Source organism: Streptococcus mitis, from assembly GCF_047465045.1.
In the GTDB taxonomy this organism is placed as follows: Bacteria; Bacillota; Bacilli; order Lactobacillales; family Streptococcaceae; genus Streptococcus; species Streptococcus mitis_DT.
In genome coordinates this window covers 1-22127 of record NZ_JASHAR010000023.1, presented here as the reverse complement: position 1 = coordinate 22127, position 22127 = coordinate 1, and the positions used below count along the sequence as shown (strand labels likewise).

General features: G+C 40.9%; 17 protein-coding genes and 1 pseudogene. 14 read left to right on the top strand and 4 right to left on the bottom strand.

The annotated features are described in order from the left end of the window. Window positions 1-81: 81 nt before the first annotated feature. The 4 genes from QM409_RS09855 (at window position 82) to QM409_RS09840 (ending at window position 3247) form a co-directional block, all read left to right on the top strand. Window positions 82-537: a MarR family winged helix-turn-helix transcriptional regulator gene (locus QM409_RS09855; RefSeq protein ID WP_414305637.1), complete on the top strand. Its 456-nt coding sequence runs from the start codon at window positions 82-84 to the stop codon at window positions 535-537. A gap of 56 nt (window positions 538-593) precedes the next feature. Then, entirely contained in the window at window positions 594-1826 is a 1233-nt protein-coding gene (locus QM409_RS09850; RefSeq protein ID WP_414305638.1) for an acyl-CoA thioesterase/BAAT N-terminal domain-containing protein, read from the top strand. 297 nt (window positions 1827-2123) lie between these two features. Continuing rightward, the gene (locus QM409_RS09845; protein WP_414305639.1) at window positions 2124-2819 is read left to right on the top strand and encodes a GNAT family N-acetyltransferase; all 696 of its coding nucleotides are present in this window, start codon (window positions 2124-2126) and stop codon (window positions 2817-2819) included. 11 nt (window positions 2820-2830) lie between these two features. Then, entirely contained in the window at window positions 2831-3247 is a 417-nt protein-coding gene (locus tag QM409_RS09840) for a GNAT family N-acetyltransferase (RefSeq protein ID WP_414305640.1), read from the top strand. A gap of 819 nt (window positions 3248-4066) precedes the next feature. Here QM409_RS09840 and QM409_RS09835 read toward each other — a convergent pair. Beyond that, a complete protein-coding gene (locus QM409_RS09835; RefSeq protein ID WP_070482418.1) occupies window positions 4067-4159 on the bottom strand; it encodes a type I toxin-antitoxin system Fst family toxin in 93 nt (30 codons plus the stop codon). 132 nt (window positions 4160-4291) lie between these two features. On the opposite strand from QM409_RS09835, the gene ruvB reads away from it, so the two are divergent. The 9 genes from ruvB (at window position 4292) to QM409_RS09790 (ending at window position 15591) form a co-directional block, all read left to right on the top strand. Further along, window positions 4292-5290 (top strand): Holliday junction branch migration DNA helicase RuvB, encoded by a 999-nt coding sequence (gene ruvB / locus QM409_RS09830; RefSeq protein WP_020902702.1) that lies wholly within the window; start codon window positions 4292-4294, stop codon window positions 5288-5290. Then, window positions 5271-5843 carry a nucleotidyltransferase family protein gene (locus tag QM409_RS09825; protein WP_414305641.1) on the top strand — a complete coding sequence of 191 codons (573 nt, stop codon included), beginning with the start codon at window positions 5271-5273 and terminating at the stop codon, window positions 5841-5843. The genes ruvB and QM409_RS09825 overlap by 20 nt, the downstream gene beginning before the upstream one ends. Before the next feature lie 383 nt (window positions 5844-6226). Next, window positions 6227-6985: an isoprenyl transferase gene (locus QM409_RS09820; protein ID WP_084862783.1), complete on the top strand. Its 759-nt coding sequence runs from the start codon at window positions 6227-6229 to the stop codon at window positions 6983-6985. Between the two features lie 8 nt (window positions 6986-6993). Continuing rightward, on the top strand, window positions 6994-7797 hold the full coding sequence (locus QM409_RS09815) for a phosphatidate cytidylyltransferase (protein WP_023946755.1): 804 nt from the start codon (window positions 6994-6996) through the stop codon (window positions 7795-7797). Window positions 7798-7818: 21 nt separating this feature from the next. Further along, on the top strand, window positions 7819-9078 hold the full coding sequence (gene rseP, locus QM409_RS09810; protein WP_414305642.1) for an RIP metalloprotease RseP: 1260 nt from the start codon (window positions 7819-7821) through the stop codon (window positions 9076-9078). A gap of 12 nt (window positions 9079-9090) precedes the next feature. Beyond that, a complete protein-coding gene (locus tag QM409_RS09805) occupies window positions 9091-10944 on the top strand; it encodes a proline--tRNA ligase (protein WP_049487421.1) in 1854 nt (617 codons plus the stop codon). Between the two features lie 98 nt (window positions 10945-11042). Then, entirely contained in the window at window positions 11043-12422 is a 1380-nt protein-coding gene (bglA, locus tag QM409_RS09800; RefSeq protein ID WP_414305643.1) for a 6-phospho-beta-glucosidase, read from the top strand. A gap of 192 nt (window positions 12423-12614) precedes the next feature. Further along, window positions 12615-14423 (top strand): glutamine--fructose-6-phosphate transaminase (isomerizing), encoded by a 1809-nt coding sequence (gene glmS, locus QM409_RS09795; RefSeq protein ID WP_414305644.1) that lies wholly within the window; start codon window positions 12615-12617, stop codon window positions 14421-14423. Between the two features lie 118 nt (window positions 14424-14541). Continuing rightward, entirely contained in the window at window positions 14542-15591 is a 1050-nt protein-coding gene (locus QM409_RS09790; protein WP_414305645.1) for an LLM class flavin-dependent oxidoreductase, read from the top strand. A gap of 99 nt (window positions 15592-15690) precedes the next feature. Here QM409_RS09790 and QM409_RS09785 read toward each other — a convergent pair whose 3' ends face one another. From QM409_RS09785 to QM409_RS09775, 3 genes are all read right to left on the bottom strand, one after another. Next, entirely contained in the window at window positions 15691-19587 is a 3897-nt protein-coding gene (locus tag QM409_RS09785) for a pullulanase (RefSeq protein WP_414305646.1), read from the bottom strand. A 107-nt stretch (window positions 19588-19694) separates the two neighbouring features. Beyond that, window positions 19695-20909, bottom strand: coding sequence for a M protein trans-acting positive regulator PRD domain-containing protein (locus tag QM409_RS09780; protein WP_414310504.1), 1215 nt, complete (start codon window positions 20907-20909; stop codon window positions 19695-19697). Next, window positions 20906-21178: a helix-turn-helix domain-containing protein gene (locus tag QM409_RS09775; RefSeq protein WP_414305648.1), complete on the bottom strand. Its 273-nt coding sequence runs from the start codon at window positions 21176-21178 to the stop codon at window positions 20906-20908. The genes QM409_RS09780 and QM409_RS09775 overlap by 4 nt, the downstream gene beginning before the upstream one ends. A gap of 335 nt (window positions 21179-21513) precedes the next feature. Between QM409_RS09775 and tnpA the strand changes: the two are divergent. Continuing rightward, a pseudogene (gene tnpA, locus QM409_RS09770) lies at window positions 21514-21900 on the top strand (IS200/IS605 family transposase); the annotation flags it as partial. Window positions 21901-22127 lie beyond the last annotated feature (227 nt).

Here is a 22127-nt window from a genome sequence, read left to right as displayed (position 1 = left end):
TTCAGAGTAGAATCTGGAGGATTTTTTATTTGACAGGAAGTTTCTATTTTGTTAATATAATTAACAAAAGAAAGAGAGATTATGGATAAAAAAGAATTTATTGCATTTAATAATCGTTTCAATAGGTTTATTTTAGCGTTTGAAGAGTTAAAAAAAAATCAACATAAAAGTGGTGTTGACAAATCCATTACGTTGAATGAGGTACATTTGATTGTTGTGATTGGGGAAAATCAGCCCTTAAATCTAGTAAAATTATCTGAATTATTAGAAGTTTCAAGAAGTGCAATAACTCAAAGTGTTAGGAGATTGATTCAAAAAAATTTAGTTGTTTTTGATTTTGATCCGAATAATGGGAAAAATAAATATTTGAGATTATCTGAAAAAGGCATCGAAATTTTTAAAATCCATAAGGAGCAACAAGCATATATTGAAAAATCAATCTTTTCAGTTTTAAACAACTATAGCGAGGTGGAACTTAAAACAGTTGTGAAATTGATGGATGATATTGAAAAGGTGTGGATAGAATTACCGTGGTAAAAGTCACGGTAAATTTCAAATATAATTGTTAAGTAAATTAACAAAAAGGAGAAGATATGACTGTAAACATAGAACTGATTTCACAAACAGATTTAGCGGATGAATCTTTTTATATTGCTATTAATGGTTTAGAACCAAGGGCAATGTATTGTGTAGAAATGTACCTGTCTGATTATTACTGTATAAATGCTCCCTTGCTTTTAGATCATGATGTTATATGGAAATCAACCGCAATTTTTTTATCTGATCAGGACGGTATGATTGATACCTCTCAGACAGCATCTATTTCGGGATCTTATAAAGGAGTTTCAGAAATGGGATTATTCTTTAATGAGAAACCGTTGAAGAATAGGAAAAGGAGATTACCGAGTTCTCTTGATAGAATTCCATTACGAGATTGTTTTGGTGTTGAAATTAAAATCAGGCTGGGGAAAGATATGGTCGCGGAGCAAAGTTTTGTAAGGCGTTATATGAATCTGGGAGTAAGATATCAAGATATCTATGACAAGCATTTTCAAGGCCGATTATTTTATGATGAAAAGTTAAGAAGGGCGCCAGCCGTGATTATTGTTAGCGGTAGTGAGGGAAGAATTGAAAAAGCTCAGAATATTGCCCAACTTTTATCTTCTAGAGGCTATATTTGTCTTGCAATAGCTTATTTTGGTTTAGAGGGATTACCCCAAAATTTAGAACGAATTCCAATAGAATGTCTGGAGGAAGCGAAAGATTTTCTATATCATCATCCTCAAGTTGATAATACAAAAATAGGAATATATGGTCGATCTAAAGGAGCAGAGCTTGTTCTGGCTGGACAAAGTATTTTGGATGATGTACAATGTTTAGTACTCAATTCTCCCTCAAATGTAATATTTGAGGGAATAAAGGGAAAACTTAATTCTAATTCATCTTCTTGGACATATTTACAAAAGGAACTTCCTTATCAAAAATTTCAGTTAGGAGATTATTTGTTAAACAAGTTTTTTGGAAAACATATTCCTGAAGATAGTAGGGCTCAGATTGATGTGAGTAAAATTTCCTCCCCTTTATTATTACTAGGAAGCGATGTTGATGAAATATGGAATGCATCATCCGCGATAGATGATATCATTTCACATTATAAAGGGGAATCCATTTTGTTTAAAAAATACCATGAAACAGGGCATATGTTGACGGTTGCTTATCAACCGAATCATCGTTATCGAAAAGATTGGCGCTTATTAATGAAAGAAAGTGTAGACTCTTGGCTTGTTACGATAAATTTTTTTGATACACATCTGAAGAATTTGTAGATAGTGCTGAACCGTACTATAATAGTCCTAACTAAGATAAAAACACAGTTCTGGTTGGTAGTCCAGTCTACAAAAGCAAACACTAAAACAAGAGAAATTTGAATAAAAACAGTAAAAAATAGAGAGAAGCATAAGGGGCATTACCTCACTCGTTCCCATATTTGATTATTCCTCCATAAAGTGGATGGATGATTTTTATAAGAGGAGTTTGCATTATTGAATAGAGAACCAAGTGTTTCCTAAAATTTTCATTGAGATATGTTATACTATATTCAATAAGTGAATAAGGAGAATACTATGCCAGTAAATGAATATGGTCAGATGATTGGGGAGTCAATGGAAGGTTATACACCAGGTGAATTGCCTGCTATTGATTTCTTAGAAGGGCGTTATGCTCGAATAGAGGCTCTTTCAGTAGAAAAGCATGCGAAAGATTTGCTGGCTGTTTATGGTCCTAATACGCCTCGGGAGATGTGGACTTACCTCTTTCAGGAGCCAGTAGCAGACATGGAGGAACTGGTCAGCCTTTTAAATCAGATGTTGGCTCGTAAGGACCGTTTTTACTATGCAATCATAGACAAGGCAACTGGTAAGGTTTTGGGAACTTTTTCTCTCATGCGCATTGACCAGAATAACCGAGTGATAGAAGTGGGGGCGGTCACTTTTTCTCCAGAGCTCAGGGGAACACGGATAGGAACTGAAGCCCAGTATCTCCTCGCTCGCTATGTTTTTGAAGAACTCCACTATCGTCGCTATGAGTGGAAATGTGATTCTCTTAATTTGCCATCCAGACGAGCTGCGGAGCGTTTGGGATTTATTTATGAAGGAACCTTCCGTCAGGCAGTGGTTTATAAGGGGCGTACGAGGGATACGGATTGGTTGTCTATGATTGATAAGGACTGGCTTCAAGTCAAAGCTCGATTGGAAGCATGGTTGGATCCTGAAAATTTTGACCAAGATGGACGACAGTATAAGAGCTTGAGAGGACTTTAATAGGTGTTGACATGATCACTATTAAAAAGCAAGAAATTGTCAAGTTAGAGGATGTTTTGCATCTCTATCAGGCTGTCGGTTGGACAAATTATACCCATCAACCAGAGATGCTGGAGCAGGCCTTATCTCATTCATTAGCGATTTATGTGGCTCTTGATGATGATACTGTGGTGGGGTTGATTCGTTTGGTTGGAGATGGATTCTCATCAGTATTGGTTCAGGATTTAATCGTTTTACCTATCTATCAGCGTCAAGGGATTGGTAGTGCCCTAATGAAAGAGGCTTTAGAGGATTACAAAGATGTCTATCAAGTCCAGCTGGTGACAGAACAGACAGAAAAAACCTTGGGATTCTATCGTTCTATGGGCTTTGAAATCTTATCCACCTATAATTGTATAGGGATGACTTGGGTAAATCGAGAAAAATAACAAAACTAGTTTTTTCTTAAGCAAAGTTTAAGGATGGTCTAGTATCATATAGTCATTAAATAAAGACCTCCTAACTTTATTTAATGAAATCCTAAAACTTTTTTTCATCATAATCTCCTAATGAAGTCACCCAATCAGGTGGCTTTTTTTGTGGGGTGAAGAGATGCTGATAGAAATTTTTTGAAAAATGGTAGAATTTGAGAAAAGTTAAGCTAGTTTTAAGCTTCGTCTTGTATCATATAGTTATTAAATAAAGACCTCCTAACTTTATTTAATAAAATCCTAAACTTTTCTTTTTCATAATAATCTCCCTTAACTCCACCCAATCAGGTGGAGTTTTTTGGCTCTATTTCAGGCTTTTGGGAACTATTTTAAAAATCATTTTTTGATATTTTTCTGATTTTGGTCGGGGAATTGGCGGGAATCTTTTTAGCGAATATGACTAAGAAATAGGTCTGTTGCTATTTAAGTGAATTTAACCTTAATTTGATTGTAGGTGACTGTTAATTGAAGGAATGGAACTATTGTAATGACGATTTTACTTGTCCAGTAGTGACGTATTAAATGAGGAGTGACATGTAAGCTTGTCTCTTCGTTTACGAAATCAAAATTTTTATGAAATTGATAGAATCCCTAACTTTCTCTTAATCTTGACCGTTTTGTTGTACAGTGGTTAAAGCTTGAAAAGTCGAGAATATAAACATTTGACAAAATTTGTGAACTGTAGGATAATGGAGAGGAATTAAGGATTAGTTCTATATCATAGGCTAGAAAAGACTCCAAGCTCACGACCAAATAAGCTTGGGGTCTTTTTTGACACTATTTGTCTTCGTTTAGCCATTTATCGACTAATCGAAGAACGACACCGACCACAATTGGTTCGATGATAGTTTTGAGTACTAATTCCATCATGGGCTATCTCACCTCCTTTCGTAGGCGGTGTAGTAGTGCCGTAGAATATTATTCCACATAAGCGTTAAACTCGGGAGGCACCAATCCAGTGGCTTTTTTGTTTGTGGCTTTGTTTTTTGATATAATAGAGCCATGAGTAGAATTTTAGATAATGAGATAATGGGGGATGAGGAGTTAGTAGAACGCACGCTCCGTCCTCAGTACTTACGTGAATATATTGGGCAGGACAAGGTCAAGGACCAGCTACAAATCTTTATTGAAGCTGCTAAAATGCGGGATGAAGCGCTGGATCATGTCCTCTTATTTGGCCCTCCAGGCTTGGGAAAAACGACCATGGCTTTTGTAATTGCCAATGAACTGGGAGTAAATCTCAAGCAGACTTCGGGTCCAGTCATTGAAAAAGCTGGGGATTTGGTAGCGATTTTGAATGACTTAGAGCCTGGGGATGTTCTCTTTATTGATGAGATTCATCGTTTGCCCATGTCAGTGGAAGAGGTGCTTTATAGTGCTATGGAGGATTTCTACATTGACATCATGATTGGGGCTGGTGAAGGCAGTCGTAGTGTTCATTTGGAGTTGCCACCTTTTACCTTGATTGGTGCGACGACTCGGGCTGGTATGCTCTCAAATCCACTACGGGCACGTTTTGGGATTACAGGTCATATGGAGTATTATGCCCATGCTGACTTGACAGAAATTGTCGAGCGGACGGCAGATATTTTTGAGATGGAAATCACTCATGAGGCAGCATCTGAATTAGCCCTACGTAGTCGTGGAACCCCTCGTATTGCCAATCGTCTCCTCAAGCGCGTGCGCGATTTTGCCCAGATTATGGGGAATGGGACTATTGATGATCTTATTACCGATAAGGCTTTGACTATGCTGGATGTTGACCATGAAGGTTTGGACTATGTGGACCAAAAAATTCTCCGGACCATGATTGAGATGTACGGTGGTGGCCCTGTCGGCTTAGGAACTCTTTCTGTTAATATTGCCGAGGAGCGCGAGACTGTCGAAGACATGTATGAGCCTTACTTGATTCAAAAAGGTTTTATCATGCGGACACGTTCTGGACGGGTGGCGACTGCTAAGGCATATGATCATTTGGGGTATGAGTACAATGAAAAATAAGCAAGAAATTCTAGAGGCTTTTAGAAAAAATTCAGATATGATGGCCATTCTGACTATCATCCGAGATCTTGGCTTAAAAGACTCGTGGTTGGCAGCAGGTTCTGTCAGAAATTTTATCTGGAATCTCTTATCAGACAAATCCCCTTTTGACTGTGAAACAGATGTAGATGTGATTTTCTTTGATCCAGATATTTCTTATGAGGAAACCTTGTCCCTAGAGAAAAAGCTGAGAGAGGATTTTCCTCAGTACCAGTGGGAATTGAAAAATCAAGTCTATATGCACCAGCACAGCCCTCATACTGCTCCCTATACCAGTTCCCGTGATGCCATGAGTAAGTATCCAGAACGATGTACGGCTGTTGGACTACGCTTGAATGAAGAATCCGATTTTGAATTCTATGCACCTTATGGTTTGGAGGATATTTTGAATTTTCAAGTTCATCCAACTCCTCATTTTTTAGAGAATGAAGACCGAATGGAACTTTATAGAACACGTCTATCCAAGAAAAATTGGCAGGAGAAATGGAAAAATTTGATTTTTAAAAATACTTAAGGAAACTTTAAGCTAGGGAGTGTATACTAAGTCCATAAGTTAAGAAGACCTTAACTTAAACTCCTAAAACTTTTTCATAATAATCTCCCTATAAAATAGAGTCGCCCAATCAGGCGACTTATTTTTTTGAAAAATGGGCTTTGCGCCTGAGAATAATACTCAATGAAAATCAAAGAGCAAACTAGGAAGATAACCGCAGGTTGCTCAAAACACTGTTTTGAGGTTGTGGATAGAGCTGACGGAGTCAGTATCATATACCTACGGCAAGGTGAAGCTGACGTGGTTTGAATTTGATTTTCGAAGAGTATAAATAGCTTAGTGATAGAAGAAAATAGGGAAATATGGTATAATGAAACGATAGATTTTTGAATAGGAATAAGATCATGTTTGGATTTTTTAAGAAAGATAAGGCTGTGGAAGTAGAGGTTCCGACACAGGTTCCTGCTCATATCGGCATCATCATGGATGGCAATGGCCGTTGGGCTAAAAAACGTATGCAACCGCGAGTTTTTGGACATAAGGCGGGCATGGAAGCATTGCAAACTGTGACCAAGGCAGCCAACAAACTAGGCGTTAAGGTTATTACGGTCTATGCTTTTTCTACAGAAAACTGGACCCGTCCAGATCAGGAAGTCAAGTTTATAATGAACTTGCCAGTAGAGTTTTATGATAATTATGTCCCGGAATTGCATGCGAATAATGTTAAGATTCAAATGATTGGCGAAACGGACCGCCTGCCTAAGCAAACCTTTGAAGCTCTGACCAAGGCTGAGGAATTGACTAAGAACAACACAGGTTTGATTCTTAATTTTGCCCTCAACTATGGTGGACGTGCTGAGATTACACAGGCTCTTAAGTTGATTTCTCAGGATGTGTTAGATGCCAAAATCAACCCAGGTGACATCACAGAGGAATTGATTGGCAACTATCTCTTTACCCAGCATTTGCCTAAAGACTTACGAGATCCGGACTTGATTATCCGTACCAGTGGAGAATTGCGTTTGAGCAATTTCCTTCCATGGCAGGGAGCCTATAGTGAGCTCTATTTTACGGATACCTTGTGGCCTGATTTTGACGAGATGGCCTTGCAGGAAGCTATTCTTGCCTACAATCGTCGTCATCGCCGATTTGGAGGAGTTTAGGAGGAAATATGACACAGGATTTACAGAAAAGAACCTTGTTTGCAGGGATTGCCCTGGCTATTTTCCTACCAATTTTAATGATTGGGGGACTCTTGCTTCAGATAGCAATTGGAATCATAGCCATGCTAGCCATGCATGAACTTTTGAAGATGAGAGGTCTAGAGACCATGACGATGGAGGGTCTCTTAACACTCTTTGCAACCTTTGCTTTGACCATTCCCTTGGAGAATTACCTGACTTTTTTGCCAGTTGATGGGAATGTGGTTGCCTATAGTGTGTTGATTTCAATCATGTTAGGAACGACTGTTTTTAGCAAGTCATATACGATTGAGGACGCTGTTTTCCCTCTTGCTATGAGCTTCTACGTGGGCTTTGGATTTAATGCTTTACTAGATGCTCGCGTTGCAGGTTTAGATAAGGCTCTATTGGCCTTGTGTATCGTCTGGGCGACAGACAGTGGTGCCTATCTTGTTGGGATGAACTATGGTAAACGAAAATTAGCTCCGACAGTTTCTCCAAATAAAACCTTTGAGGGTGCCTTGGGTGGTATTTTAGGTGCTATTTTAGTAACCATCATCTTTATGATGTTTGACAGAACAGTTGCTCTTCCGTATGGAATTTACAAGATGTCAGTCTTTGCTATTTTCTTTAGCATTGCTGGACAATTTGGTGATTTACTAGAAAGTTCGATCAAGCGTCACTTTGGTGTCAAGGATTCTGGGAAATTTATTCCTGGACATGGTGGTGTTTTGGATCGTTTTGATAGTATGTTGCTTGTATTTCCAATTATGCACTTGTTTGGACTCTTTTAATCAAAAGACGGAGGAAATACTATGCTCGGAATTTTAACCTTTATTCTGGTTTTTGGGATTATTGTAGTGGTGCACGAGTTCGGGCACTTCTACTTTGCTAAGAAATCAGGGATTCTAGTGCGTGAATTTGCCATCGGTATGGGACCCAAGATCTTTGCTCATATTGGCAAGGATGGGACAGCCTATACCATTCGGATCTTGCCTCTAGGTGGCTATGTCCGTATGGCCGGTTGGGGTGATGATACAACTGAAATTAAGACAGGAACTCCTGTCAGTTTGACCCTTACTGATGATGGTAAGGTTAAACGCATCAATCTTTCAGGTAAAAAATTAGATCAAACAGCCCTCCCTATGCAGGTGACCCAGTTTGATTTTGAAGACAAGCTCTTTGTCAAGGGCTTGGTTCTGGAAGAAGAAAAAACATTTTCAGTGGATCATGATGCAACGGTTGTAGAAGCAGATGGGACTGAGGTTCGGATTGCTCCCTTGGATGTTCAATATCAAAATGCGACTATCTGGGGGAAACTGATTACTAATTTTGCAGGCCCTATGAACAACTTTATCTTAGGGGTTGTTGTTTTCTGGATTTTAATCTTCATGCAGGGTGGTGTCAGAGATGTCGATACCAACCAGTTCCATGTCATGCCCCAAGGGGCCTTGGCTAAGGTGGGAGTGCCAGAAACGGCACAAATTACCAAGATTGGCTCACATGAGATTAACAACTGGGAAAGCTTGATTCAGGCTGTGGAAACAGAAACCAAAGATAAGACGGCCCCGACTTTGGATGTGACTATTTCTGAAAAGGGGAGTGACAAACAAGTCACTGTTACACCCGAAGAAAGTCAAGGCCGTTACCTTCTAGGTGTTCAACCGGGGATTAAGTCAGATTTTGTATCCATGTTTGTAGGTGGTTTTACAACTGCTACTGACTCGGCCCTCCGAATTCTCTCAGAACTGAAAAATTTGATTTTCCAACCGGATTTGAACAAGCTGGGTGGACCTGTTGCTATCTTTAAGGCAAGTAGTGATGCCGCTAAAAATGGAATTGAGAATGTCTTGTACTTCTTGGCAGTGATTTCCATCAATATTGGGATTTTTAATCTTATTCCGATTCCAGCTCTGGATGGTGGTAAGATTGTGCTCAATATCCTGGAAGCCATCCGCCGCAAACCATTGAAACAAGAAATTGAAACCTATGTCACCTTGGCCGGAGTGGTCATCATGGTTGTCTTGATGATTGCTGTGACCTGGAATGACATCATGCGACTCTTTTTTAGATAATCGAGGAATATTATGAAACAAAGTAAAATGCCTATCCCAACGCTTCGCGAAATGCCAAGCGATGCTCAAGTTATCAGCCATGCTCTTATGTTGCGAGCTGGTTATGTTCGTCAAGTCTCAGCAGGTGTTTATTCATACCTACCACTTGCCAACCGTGTGATTGAAAAAGCTAAAAATATCATGCGTCAAGAATTCGACAAGATTGGTGCCGTTGAGATGTTAGCTCCAGCCCTTCTCAGTGCAGAATTGTGGCGCGAATCAGGCCGTTATGAAACTTATGGTGAGGACCTTTACAAACTAAAAAACCGTGAAAAATCAGACTTTATCCTAGGTCCAACTCACGAAGAAACCTTTACAGCTATTGTCCGTGATTCTGTTAAGTCTTACAAGCAATTGCCACTCAACCTTTACCAAATCCAGCCTAAGTATCGTGATGAAAAACGCCCACGTAATGGACTACTCCGTACACGTGAGTTTATCATGAAAGATGCTTACAGTTTCCACGCTAACTATGATAGCTTGGACAGTGTTTACGATGAGTACAAGGCTGCTTATGAGCGTATTTTTACTCGTAGTGGTTTAGACTTCAAGGCTATCATTGGTGACGGTGGAGCCATGGGTGGTAAGGACAGCCAAGAATTTATGGCCATTACACCTGCTCGTACAGACCTTGACCGCTGGGTTGTCTTGGACAAGTCAGTTGCCTCATTTGACGAAATTCCTGCAGAAGTGCAAGAAGAAATCAAGGCAGAATTGCTCAAATGGATGGTTTCTGGTGAAGATACCATTGCTTACTCAAGTGAATCTAGCTATGCGGCCAACTTGGAAATGGCAACAAACGAGTACAAACCAAGCAACCGTGTTGTCGCTGAAGAAGAAGTGACTCGTGTGGCAACTCCAGATGTTAAATCAATCGATGAAGTTGCAGCCTTCCTCAATGTTCCAGAAGAACAAACGATCAAAACCCTCTTCTACATGGCAGATGGTGAACTTGTTGCGGCCCTTCTAGTTGGAAATGACCAACTCAACGAAGTTAAGTTGAAAAACCATTTGGGAGCAGATTTCTTTGACGTTGCTAGCGAAGAAGAAGTGGCGAATCTTGTTCAAGCAGGGTTCGGTTCACTTGGACCAGTTGGTTTGCCAGAGAATATTAAAATTATTGCAGATCGTAAGGTGCAAGATGTTCGCAATGCAGTTGTTGGTGCTAACGAAGATGGCTACCACTTGACTGGTGTGAACCCAGGTCGTGATTTTACTGCAGAATATGTGGATATCCGTGAAGTTCGTGAGGGGGAAATTTCTCCAGACGGACAAGGTGTTCTTAACTTTGCGCGTGGTATCGAAATTGGTCACATCTTCAAACTCGGCACTCGCTATTCAGCAAGCATGGGAGCAGATGTTTTGGATGAAAATGGCCGTGCTGTGCCAATTATCATGGGATGTTATGGTATCGGTGTCAGTCGTCTCCTGTCAGCAGTGATGGAGCAACACGCTCGCCTCTTTGTTAACAAAACGCCAAAAGGTGAATACCGTTACGCTTGGGGAATCAACTTCCCTAAAGAATTGGCGCCATTTGATGTTCACTTGATCACTGTCAATATCAAGGACGAAGAAGCGCAAGCCTTGACAGAAAAACTTGAAGCAAGTTTGATGGGAGCAGGTTACGAAGTCTTGACAGACGACCGTAACGAACGTGTCGGAGTCAAATTTAGCGACAGCGACTTGATTGGATTGCCAATCCGTATCACTGTTGGGAAGAAAGCAGCCGATGGAATCGTAGAAGTGAAGATTAAAGCGACTGGTGACACCATCGAGGTTCATGCAGATAACGTGCTTGAAACGCTTGAAATCCTCAGCAAGAAATAAAAACTATAATCAGAAGAAAAACAAGGAAAAAATGTGACTAGTTTTTACCTTGTTTTTTCTATATAATGGGAAAAATGACTAGATAAAGAGGTAAATGTATGCTAAGATTTCCAAAGGATTTTGTCTGGGGATCCTCTACTTCTGGACCGCAGACAGAAGGACGTGTAGCTGGTGATGGTAAGGGAGATAATCTCTGGGATTACTGGTATCAAGTGGAGCCAAATCGCTACTATAATGGGATTGGTCCAGATAAGACATCAACCTTTTATGAAAATTGGGAACAGGATATCGAGCTTTTGTTAGAGACTGGTCACACAGCCTTTCGGACTTCTATTCAGTGGTCACGGATTTTTCCACAAGGCTGTGGGAAAGTCAACCCTCAAGGTGTGGCTTTCTATCGTAAGGTTTTTGAGGTTATTAAGGCTAAGGGGATTCGTCTGTTAGTCAATCTCTACCACTTTGATTTGCCTTTTGCTCTTCAAGAAGCTGGTGCTGGTTGGGAAAATAAGGCGACTGTCTCAGCCTATGAAGACTATGCTCGTTTTTGTTTTGAGACTTATGGAGATTTAGTGGATCAATGGATTACCTTTAACGAGCCCATCGTTCCGGTAGAATTTGGCTATTTTTACGATGCCCATTATCCACATAAGGTGGACGCAGAAGCAGCGGTTAAAGTAGCCTATCACACACAATTAGCCAGCAGTCGAGCGGTCAAGGCATGTCATGAAGTCTTGCCTTATTCTAAGATTGGGATTGTCTTAAACTTGACACCGGCTTATCCACGTAGCCAGCATCCTGCTGATGTTAAGGCAGCTCGGATTGCGGATCTCTTTCAGGCCCAATCTTTCTTGGATCCGTCTGTTTTGGGGACTTATCCACAGGAGTTAGTAGAAATCTTGCATGAACACGGTCTCTTGCCTGATGCTACAGAGGAGGAGTTGGATCTCATTCGTGACAATACGGTGGACTTCCTTGGTGTCAACTACTATCAACCTTTGCGTGTTATGGCTCCTCGATTTGCTAAGCATCTAGAAAGTCCACTCTTACCAGAACATTTTTACGAGCCTTATGTGATGCCTGGACGTAAAATCAATCCTCATCGTGGCTGGGAGATTTATGAGCAAGGGATTTATGACATCGCCCAAAATATCAAGGAAAATTATGGCAATATTGAGTGGATGTTGACAGAGAATGGTATGGGGGTTGAAGGGGAAGAAAAATTCCGTCAAGATGGAATGATTCAAGATGATTACCGTATTGACTTTGTAAAAGGTCATCTTCGTGAACTTCACCGTGCCATTGAAGACGGAGCCAATTGTAAAGGCTACTTAATTTGGACCTTTATCGATTGCTGGTCATGGCTCAATAGCTATAAAAATCGCTATGGCTTGGTCGAATTAGACTTGGAAACGCAAGAACGTCGTCTGAAGAAATCAGGGCACTGGTTCAAGGAATTAAGCGACAATAATGGATTTTAAAAAGGACTCTGACTGATTATCCTAATTGGTCAGAGCTTTTTTGAATACAGAAGGGTAATTTGAACTATACCAATTTTTACTCTTGACAAGTGAAAGAAACAAGTATATACTGTTTTTGCTGATTCTATAAAAGAGGAATTAGACTATACCAATTTTAAGGAGAAAGCACAGCTGGTCTGTGTCGTATATACTATGTGTGGAATTGTTGGTGTTGTTGGAAACACAAATGCAACTGATATTTTGATTCAAGGGCTTGAAAAGCTCGAATACCGTGGCTATGATTCTGCGGGGATTTTTGTCCTAGGTGGTGCTGAAAATCACCTAGTCAAGGCTGTCGGTCGTATCGCAGAATTATCTGCTAAGACAGCTGGTGTTGAGGGTACAACTGGTATCGGACATACTCGTTGGGCGACTCACGGGAAACCAACGGAAGACAATGCTCACCCACACCGCTCTGAGACAGAACGTTTTGTCTTGGTGCACAATGGGGTGATTGAGAACTACCTTGAAATCAAGGAAGAATACCTTGCAGGTCACCACTTCAAAGGGCAAACAGATACAGAAATCGCCGTTCACTTGATTGGAAAATTTGCAGAAGAAGATGGCTTGTCAGTTCTTGAAGCCTTCAAAAAAGCCCTTCATATCATCCGTGGTTCTTATGCCTTTGCCTTGGTTGACTCACAAGATCCTGAAGTCATCTACGTAGCTAAAAATAAATCACCACTTTTGATTGGTCTTGGAGAAGGCTACAACATGGTCTGCTCAGACGCTATGGCTATGATTCGTGAAACCAACCAATATATGGAAATTCATGACCAAGAGTTGGTAATCGTCAAGGCTGATAGCGTGGAAGTTCAAGACTATGATGGTAACAGTCGTGAACGTGCTAGCTATACTGCTGAGCTTGATTTGTCAGATATCGGTAAGGGAACTTACCCTTACTACATGCTTAAGGAAATTGATGAGCAACCAACTGTTATGCGTAAACTCATCCAAGCCTACACGGATGAGGCGGGTCAAGTAGTGGTAGATCCAGCTATCATCCAGGCTGTTCAAGACGCAGACCGTATCTACATCCTTGCAGCTGGAACATCTTACCATGCAGGATTTGCTTCTAAGAAGATGCTGGAAGAATTGACAGATACACCAGTTGAACTTGGAATCTCATCTGAGTGGGGCTACGGTATGCCACTTCTCAGCAAGAAACCACTCTTCATCTTTATCAGTCAGTCTGGTGAAACAGCGGATAGTCGTCAGGTTTTGGTTAAGGCTAATGAAATGGGAATTCCAAGCTTGACAGTGACAAACGTACTAGGCTCAACTCTTTCTCGTGAAGCTAACCATACCATGCTTCTTCATGCAGGTCCTGAAATTGCCGTGGCATCAACTAAAGCCTATACAGCACAAATCGCAGCCCTTGCCTTCCTAGCAAAAGCAGTCGGAGAAGCAAATGGCAATGCCAAAGCACAATCCTTTGACCTGGTTCATGAATTGTCAATCGTAGCTCAGTCTATCGAGTCAACTCTTTCAGAGAAAGAAACCATTGAAGCCAAGGTTCGTGAGCTTCTTGAAACAACTCGCAACGCCTTTTATATTGGTCGTGGTCAAGATTACTACGTAGCTATGGAAGCAAGCCTTAAACTCAAAGAGATTTCTTACATCCAGTGTGAAGGCTTTGCGGCAGGAGAACTCAAGCACGGAACTATTGCCTTGATTGAAGAAGGAACACCTGTCTTGGCTCTTTTGTCAGATCCAGTCCTTGCCAACCATACTCGTGGAAATATCCAAGAGGTCGCAGCCCGTGGTGCCAAGGTCCTCACTATCGCAGAAGAAAATGTTGCCAAAGATACAGACGATATCGTCCTTACGACTGTACACCCTTACCTCTCACCAATCTCAATGGTCGTGCCAACTCAATTAGTCGCTTACTTTGCAACACTCCACCGTGGCCTTGATGTGGATAAACCACGTAACCTTGCTAAGTCAGTAACGGTAGAATAAGCTAAAAAAGTCTAGTTATCTAGGCTTTTTCTTGTGAGCAAATCGGTTGCTTGTACTTAAGATTCGTGTTAGAATAATTTTTCAAATTGAAGGACAGAAATAGACAGGGAGAATCGCAATGGTAGAATTGGGAATTTCAACATTTGGGGAAACAACGGAGCTTGAAGGTACTGGGCAAACTTACAGTCATGCCGAACGCATTCGTCAGTTGGTGGCAGAGATTGAACTGGCTGACAAGGTTGGTTTGGATGTGCATGGGATTGGTGAGCACCATCGAGCGGACTTTGCAGTATCAGCCCCAGAGATTGTTCTGGCAGCTGGGGCAGTCAATACCAAGAAAATCCGTTTGACCAGTGCAGTCAGCATTCTCTCAAGTATGGATCCGATTCGATTGTTCCAACAGTATGCTACTATCGATGCTTTGTCAAATGGACGTGCGGAGATTATGGCCGGAAGGGGTTCTTTCACGGAATCTTTTCCCTTGTTTGGATATGATTTGAAAGACTACGAAGCCCTTTTTGATGAGAAATTAGACTTGCTCCAGTTAGTTAATGAAAAGACCAAGTTAGACTGGCAAGGTCGCTTGACCCAAACAATCTCTGGCAGAGAAGTTTATCCTCGTCCAGTTCAGGACAAATTGCCCTTGTGGATAGCGACAGGTGGTCATGTCGAATCAACAGTGAAGATTGCTCAGGCAGGCCTACCGATTGTCTATGCCATTATTGGTGGCAATCCGCGTTATTTTAAAAAGTTGATTCAGGCTTATCGTGAGATTGGGAGCGAAGCGGGTCATGCCAGTCATGAACTAAAGGTTGGAGCCCATTCTTGGGGTTGGATTGCTGAGGATGGCGAGCAAGCGGTGAAAGATTATTTCCATCCGATAAAGCAAGTGGTGGATGCTATTTCCAAAGATCGTCCACACTGGCAGGAATTGCGTTATGAACAATATTTGGAGCAAGTTGGGCCAAATGGTGCTATGTTTGTGGGCAATCCAGATCAGGTGGCAGAAAAATTAATTCGTATGATTGAGAATTTAGGATTGGACCGCTTTATGTTGCACTTACCTCTTGGTTCTATGCCTCATGAACAAGTACTGAGAGCTATTGAACTTTTCGGAACGCAAGTGGCTCCAAAAGTACGGGCTTATTTTGTCATGAAAGAGACTTAATAAAAAATCCTAATCAAGCTTATTAGGACGACAAATATTGTATAAAAATCAATCCCCCGAGCGTTAAGGCTTGGGGGATTGTTCTATAGGAGGGCTAGTTTAGTTCTCTTTTTTGTTTTTTAGCAAGAACCCGAGACCTAGAAGGGCGAGGAGACTAATTCCTGCAAACAGGAGTTTGTTATCGTTTTTGGTTCCTGTATTTGGAAGTTCAGCTTGTTTAGCTAGGGGAGCAGGAGTATTTTTCTTGCTAGAGTTTTCTACCGATTCGTTTTGAACCGCCTCTTTTACAGATGATGCTTGTGCTTCTTGTGTTGGTTGTGAAGTTTGTGAATCAGTTGTAGCTTGGCTAGGTTTATTTTCCGCATCAGCTACTTTTGTATCTGGTTTTGCAGAATCAGGTTTAGTTTGTGGAGCTGGAGTTTGTTGTTCCGGTTTGACTACTCGGTTTGACATATTGTCTTGGCTGTTATTTTGACCGTGTTCTTGTTTTAAGCTAGAAAGGTCAAATTCTGGTTTTTCTTCCATAGCTGGGGCGACAATTGCACCGCCTTGAGAGACTCGAAGAACAGTGGCTGTAAGGGCATTTAATTTCAAGCCTTTTTCAGTCCATTCAAGTCCTTTCGGGTTGGCAATTCCGACTGGTCCTGCTTGGTTTTCATCTGCTAAGACTTCAGCATTTCTGAGGTGGGCAAAGGCAGTTCCCAAATTAAATTCGCGAGCTTTTTCGTCAGCATTGACAAAGACTGCGTAGATATCCCCATTTGGAGCAGTGATTTGGTAGCCAATTACCACGTCCTCTTTTGCCACACCATTTTGACCTGGGACAGTGATGAGGCGGATACGGTCTTTGATATCTTGAAGACTCTTAAGTCGGAAGGCATCTGTAGATTGACGAAGGGCAATCAACCCTTTCATATAGTCACGGCTCTTGACATTTTCAGGATATGCTTTTCCATCTGTAGCCTTAGTCCAGTCAAACTTGTTAACTGCATCGCTAGAATCGTAAGAATCATGGATGAAGTAAGGATAGTCAAATGGGTTGCCATCCTTATCACGCAACAAGTGAGATTTGTTTGGTTGTTTGTCTTCTGCTACTGGAGTCTTGTAGGCTGGGTCACGGAATTGTTTGGTGCGACCATATTCCTGACCAGAGTGGATAAATGGAGTTCCTTGAGCTGTCAAGACCATGAGATTTCCAAGTCGCAAACGACGGTGGATTTCAGCATAGTTCTCAGCCTTGCTTGGGTCTTTTTTGATAGACTGGGCGATGATGTCAAAGAGGGTCAAGTTATCATGGGCTGCGATGTATTGGATAACATCTCCAGGACTGTCAGCTTCAAAGTTGGTTGGCTGAGCAATGAGATTTTTGAAAATAGTGTTGATATCACGCTTGCCACCTGTGATAAAGGCAGGTTGACCTTCGTTTGGATAACCAGACTTGAGGTTGTTACGGATGTCATCTGAAAAGACTGCTACAGTATCGGTATGCTTCATCCAATCTTGGTCAGCAGCTTTAGTAGGCATATTTTCATCACCGGCATAAGTTCTCCAACCTTCACCCAGCATAATTAGATTTGGATTGAGGGCGCGTGCAGCCTTGTAAGCTTCTTCGATAGAAGCTGCATCATGGTCTCCCATCATATCGAAGCGGAAGCCATCGACTTTGTAGGTATCAACTAGATATTTGATAGAGTCAACTAGGAGTCGTTTGGTCATATGATGGGTTGTTCCCAAACGTCCACCACCAAAGCTAGTGCGAGGTGTCCCATCAGCATCCATAAAGTGGTAGTAGTTTGGCTCTAAATCTTCAAAGAGATCGACCTTGGCTGTATGGTTATAAACGACATCTAGGATAGCTCCCATGCCACGTTTGTGGATCTCGTTGATGAGGTTTTTGAATTCTGCGATTCGTTTTTCTGGATTCTTAGGATCGCTTGAGTACATACCAGTCAAGGAGAAGTAGTTTTGAGGATCATATCCCCAGTTGTAGTTGCTGTTGCTTGAAGCGTAGGCAGACAAACGTTCATGGTTCTTCAATTCGTTGACAAAGTAGTAAGACAAGACTGGAAGGAGCTGGATATGAGTCACACCCAAGTCTTTGAGGTAGTCTAGTTTTTCGATAAAGGCTTCAAAGGTACCAAATGGCTTGGTCAAGTCTTTTGCGATGGCAGGATCCGAAGTGAAGTCACGAACATGAGCTTCGTAGATGACGGCGTCTTCACGCGATTTGAAGTTACGAATCTTCCCATAGGTCAAGTCTTGCGGACCTAGTTTAGATGGGTCCACAAAGGCAGCTTTAGCCACTTTATGGGCATCGTCGATCTTAGCATCGTCACTATTCCAAGCAGCGAGAGATTTAGCGTAAGGATCGAGTGCAAGAACAGTTTTACCTTGACGCTCGATTTGGTATTGATAATAGTATCCAGTGAAATCTGTGATTCCTAATTTGTTTGTGCTATCTAGAGTTTGTTTCCAAGTCCCTCTTTCTCCTTTTTCAAGAGCGACAGTTCCAACTACTTTGTTAGGGTCATTTTTGTCGTAGACAACAACAGAAACCTTATCAGCACTTGGTGACCAAAGGGTTAAATCAACTTGTTTTCCTTCTTCTTTTAGGTCAGCTCCAAGTTTACCATCATAGCTGTAAGTCTCATCTTTAAGACGCCAGCTTGTTTTGGTAGTGAATTTGTCAGAGTTGTAGCTAACGGTATAAGGATGTTTTGTGTCAGAGAAATCTCCGCTGTAGGTCACTTTCTTACCAGCTTCATCGATTGCAACATCAGTGATAGTTACCTTGTTTCCTAGATGATTAGTGATGTTGGAGTGCTTGAGGATATCTTCTTTTTTAGCACCGACAAGTGTTGAAAAACTACTTTCAATGCTAGAAGTTCCTACGTGTTGAGCTCCTGTCATGCGGATATCGTGCACATAGTAGGGATTGGTGTAGATGGTTTCGTCATCATCTTTGAGGAAGATTTGGCTATGATTTTTCAAATCTGTGAACTTATAATCTTCTTTACGGATTTTCACATCGTCTCCTTGTTTGCTTCTGTCTAGTAATAAAAATCCAAGGTCTTTAGCTGCATCTTTGAGTGGAATATCGATATAGCGACCATATTTGCCTGTAGCCGTAAAGTCTGTTCCGTTAGGCCATTCACCACTACTTGGCTCCTTCACATCTCCCCAGTACCAGAGAGATTTCTTGTCATAGTTGCCATCTGTACGGTAATAGTTGACGCGAATAGTTCCTGCAGGTTGTGGCTCGTAAGAGAAAACCTTGTGGTCTTGGTCCAACCAAGCCTCATTCATCTTTGGTGCCAGTTTTTCTACCGATTTATCGCCGGTCAGATTTTTTCCAGCTGTATTATTGATGAGGAAGCTAATTTTCTTGGCTTGTTCTCCCTTTAATTTGACATCTAGGTAGTAGCCATAGTCATCTTTTTTGGCATCCTTAAAGGACAAGGCTCCGTTAGGCCAGTTTTCAGAAGGTTTTTCAACATCATCCCAAGTCCAGAGTCCTTGAGCATCCTTGTTTTCTTCAGGAAGTTTTTTGACATGGATACGGAAGTAGTTGTCTTCGATTGGCTCTTCTGCCTTAGTTTTAGGCGTTGCTGGACTAGTAGAAGTAGTTGCCTCACTTGAACGATCTTGCCCAGTTTGTGGTGCTGAATCGGTTGGGCTTGCAGCAGGAGCTGTTGGCTCTGTTGCAGGTTTTTCTTCTTTTTTCTCTAGGGAAGCGTTTGCATTGTTAGTTGAAGAAAAATCGCTTTCGTTCTTGCCAGCGATGTTTGCTGTATCAGTAAGAGGTTGGGCCAGGGCAGTAGTAGTTTCACTATTACTTGCGTTAGTGGTTGTAGTATTTTCCTTGGCTGAGATAGTTGGTGTAGTCATAGCAAGTAGGACAAGGCTTGCGCCGATAAGGACAGAACCAGTTCCATTCTTGAGGGAACGGATGCTGTAGACCATTTTTTTCTCAGTGTGAGATGGTGTTTTTCTCATAATGATTCTCCTATAAATGAATTTCTTTATCAGTATAGCACTTAGTAAAATAAGATGCAAGCGTTTTCCTAAAATTAAACTAAAAGAAAAAATCGCAACAAATTTTGTTACGATTCAGCCAGTCTTTCTTTATGAATTTGAGAAGCCAGCAGGTGGAGGTGATGAAATAATTCTGAAGTAGAGAAGTTACGATTGTAGATAATTGGTTTAGGAGAGTTAGTGACAGGAAAGGTGGTGATCACAATATCGTGAGGGATTTGATTGAGAATTGAGAAAGAAATAGTAGATTCTTCCCAAGAATCAAAGAGATAGAGATTGTTACCGTAGTGAGCAAGGGTGTCGATTAGGTTTTGTGCGTGATGGCTATCCAAATGACTAATGACCAAAACTCGTATTTTGGGAAGTTTTTGAAGTAATTGGACTAAAATTCGCTGCCCTTGAATCGAAAAGGTGTATACAAGTTCTTGTAGTTTACTTGGGTGATTTTCTAGCCCCATTTCAGCCAGATAAGATTGGAATTTCCTTTGACTTGCGTCCAATAGTTTAGGAAATTCTACCTGATAATTGCTTAAAATCTTAGATTTCTGTTTGTCAAGAGACTGGTTACTGAGTAGATGGAAGAAATCAGATTGGGCAGTATAGTGGAGGAGCCAAATCAATTCTTCTCTATTTTCAATCTGTAGGTGAAATTCTTTGGCTAGCTCTTCTACGATTTGGCTCAATAGACGGTAGGATTTTTGAATGTGCTGAATATCCCCCAGTACTCCATTGTTAGGATTGTTTGTGAGTTGAGGAGACTTTACTGGGTTTGAAAATAGCTGTTCTAATGTCTCCTTTTTCGGTTCAAAATGGAGCTTTTTAGCCAGCTTTTTGATATCTTGTTCAAACTGGGGAATCTGAATGAGGGAGCTGTAGTGACTGGTTAAAAGAGGAGTAGGATTTTCGATGAAACGTCCCTTATTTAACCGCTCTAGATTGATAGCCAAGGTATATTTGATTTGCCGTAGACCGCTGAGGTTGGGTGAAACTTGTTGGGCCTTTAAAAATAGCTGAATCAGCTGAGTGAGTGCTTCTTCAGAAATAGAAGGGAAGGGCCAATCAAGAAAGGTGTAACTTTGGCTAAAGTAGTCCAGATAAAAGGCGCGGATGTCCTCTTCTACTCCCTCCATGACCAAAGGGGAAGGTTGGATAGTGATATTGTAGTGTTGGGGAAGGAGTGTGTTAAGACGATGAATGATTTCCTCAATCTGCTCTGGATTAGTCGAAAGCGCCTGGCACATTTGGTCAAGTGATTGTCCCTCTTTGAAAAACAGACAGTTCAAAAAAGAGTAGGTTGCAGATTGTTCAAAGATTGCAATCCGAGGATCCAAGGTATTTTGGAAGTCAAACTGTAATTGGATGCCTTTTTTCTTGATTGAATTAGGAGGTTAGGAAATAATTGCTCAAGCCTAGAAAGATGTTCTTGCAATTCTTTTACTGGTAATTTCAGATTTTCTGCCAAAACTGGAATCTCTATCCAATCATGGTTCTTGGTTAATTCTTCCAGCAAGAATAGCAAGTCTTGTTCTTTTTTAGTCAGCAAGATATTCATAATAAATCTCCATATATATTTATACATATATATTAAAAGAAAAGCCTAGTAAAGTCAAGAAATATAGCCTAGGATAAAATAGGGAAATCTGAATTTACTATATTTTCCTGGGGCCATTAAACTGAAAATGAAGTTTGAAAAGTGATAGTAGAATGCAAATTTTTATAGGAAAAGATTAAGGCTAATTATGTGACTATTAGTCCGTCTCGATCCGTTAGGTGCGAGACAAAAAAACCACCCGCTATGCGGGTGTGTGTCGAAGGTTATACCCAAAAAACTCCAAACGCGATACAATAAAGGTGTTCAAGCCAATTGTAAAGCGAAAGGAGAAAAATATGGCACAAAAGGCACATAGTTTATCGCACACAAAGTGGCACTGTAAGTATCACATTGTGTTTACCCCTAAGTATAGACGAAAAGTTATCTATAATCAATATCGAAGTAGTTTAGGCGAAATATTTCATCGTTTGTGTAGTTATAAAGGAGTTAAAATTATCGAGGGTCACTTAATGCCAGACCATGTACATATGTTAGTAAGTATTCCACCAAGGATAAGTATTTCAAGTTTCATGGGTTATTTAAAAGGAAAAAGTTCACTCATGATGTTTGACAAGCACGCTAATCTCAAGTATAAGTTTGGGAATCCGCATTTCTGGGCGGAAGGTTATTATGTAAGTACAGTAGGGCTTAATGAAGCCACAATTAAGAAATATATCCAAGATTAAAGAGTCTGGGACAATAGTCCCTTATCTCCAAAAAAGCAACGGATTTGCCGTTGCTTTTTTGCATGGTTGCGATAGTCTTGGTAAAATAGAATTGCTTAATAAACCATTTAGAAAGGCTATCCCATGCATATTCACTATAACACAAATCAAACAACTTTACCACTAGAAATCAGTTCTTTCTTACCATAAGACCATCTCGTCTTTACTATTGAAAAAGTGGTGAA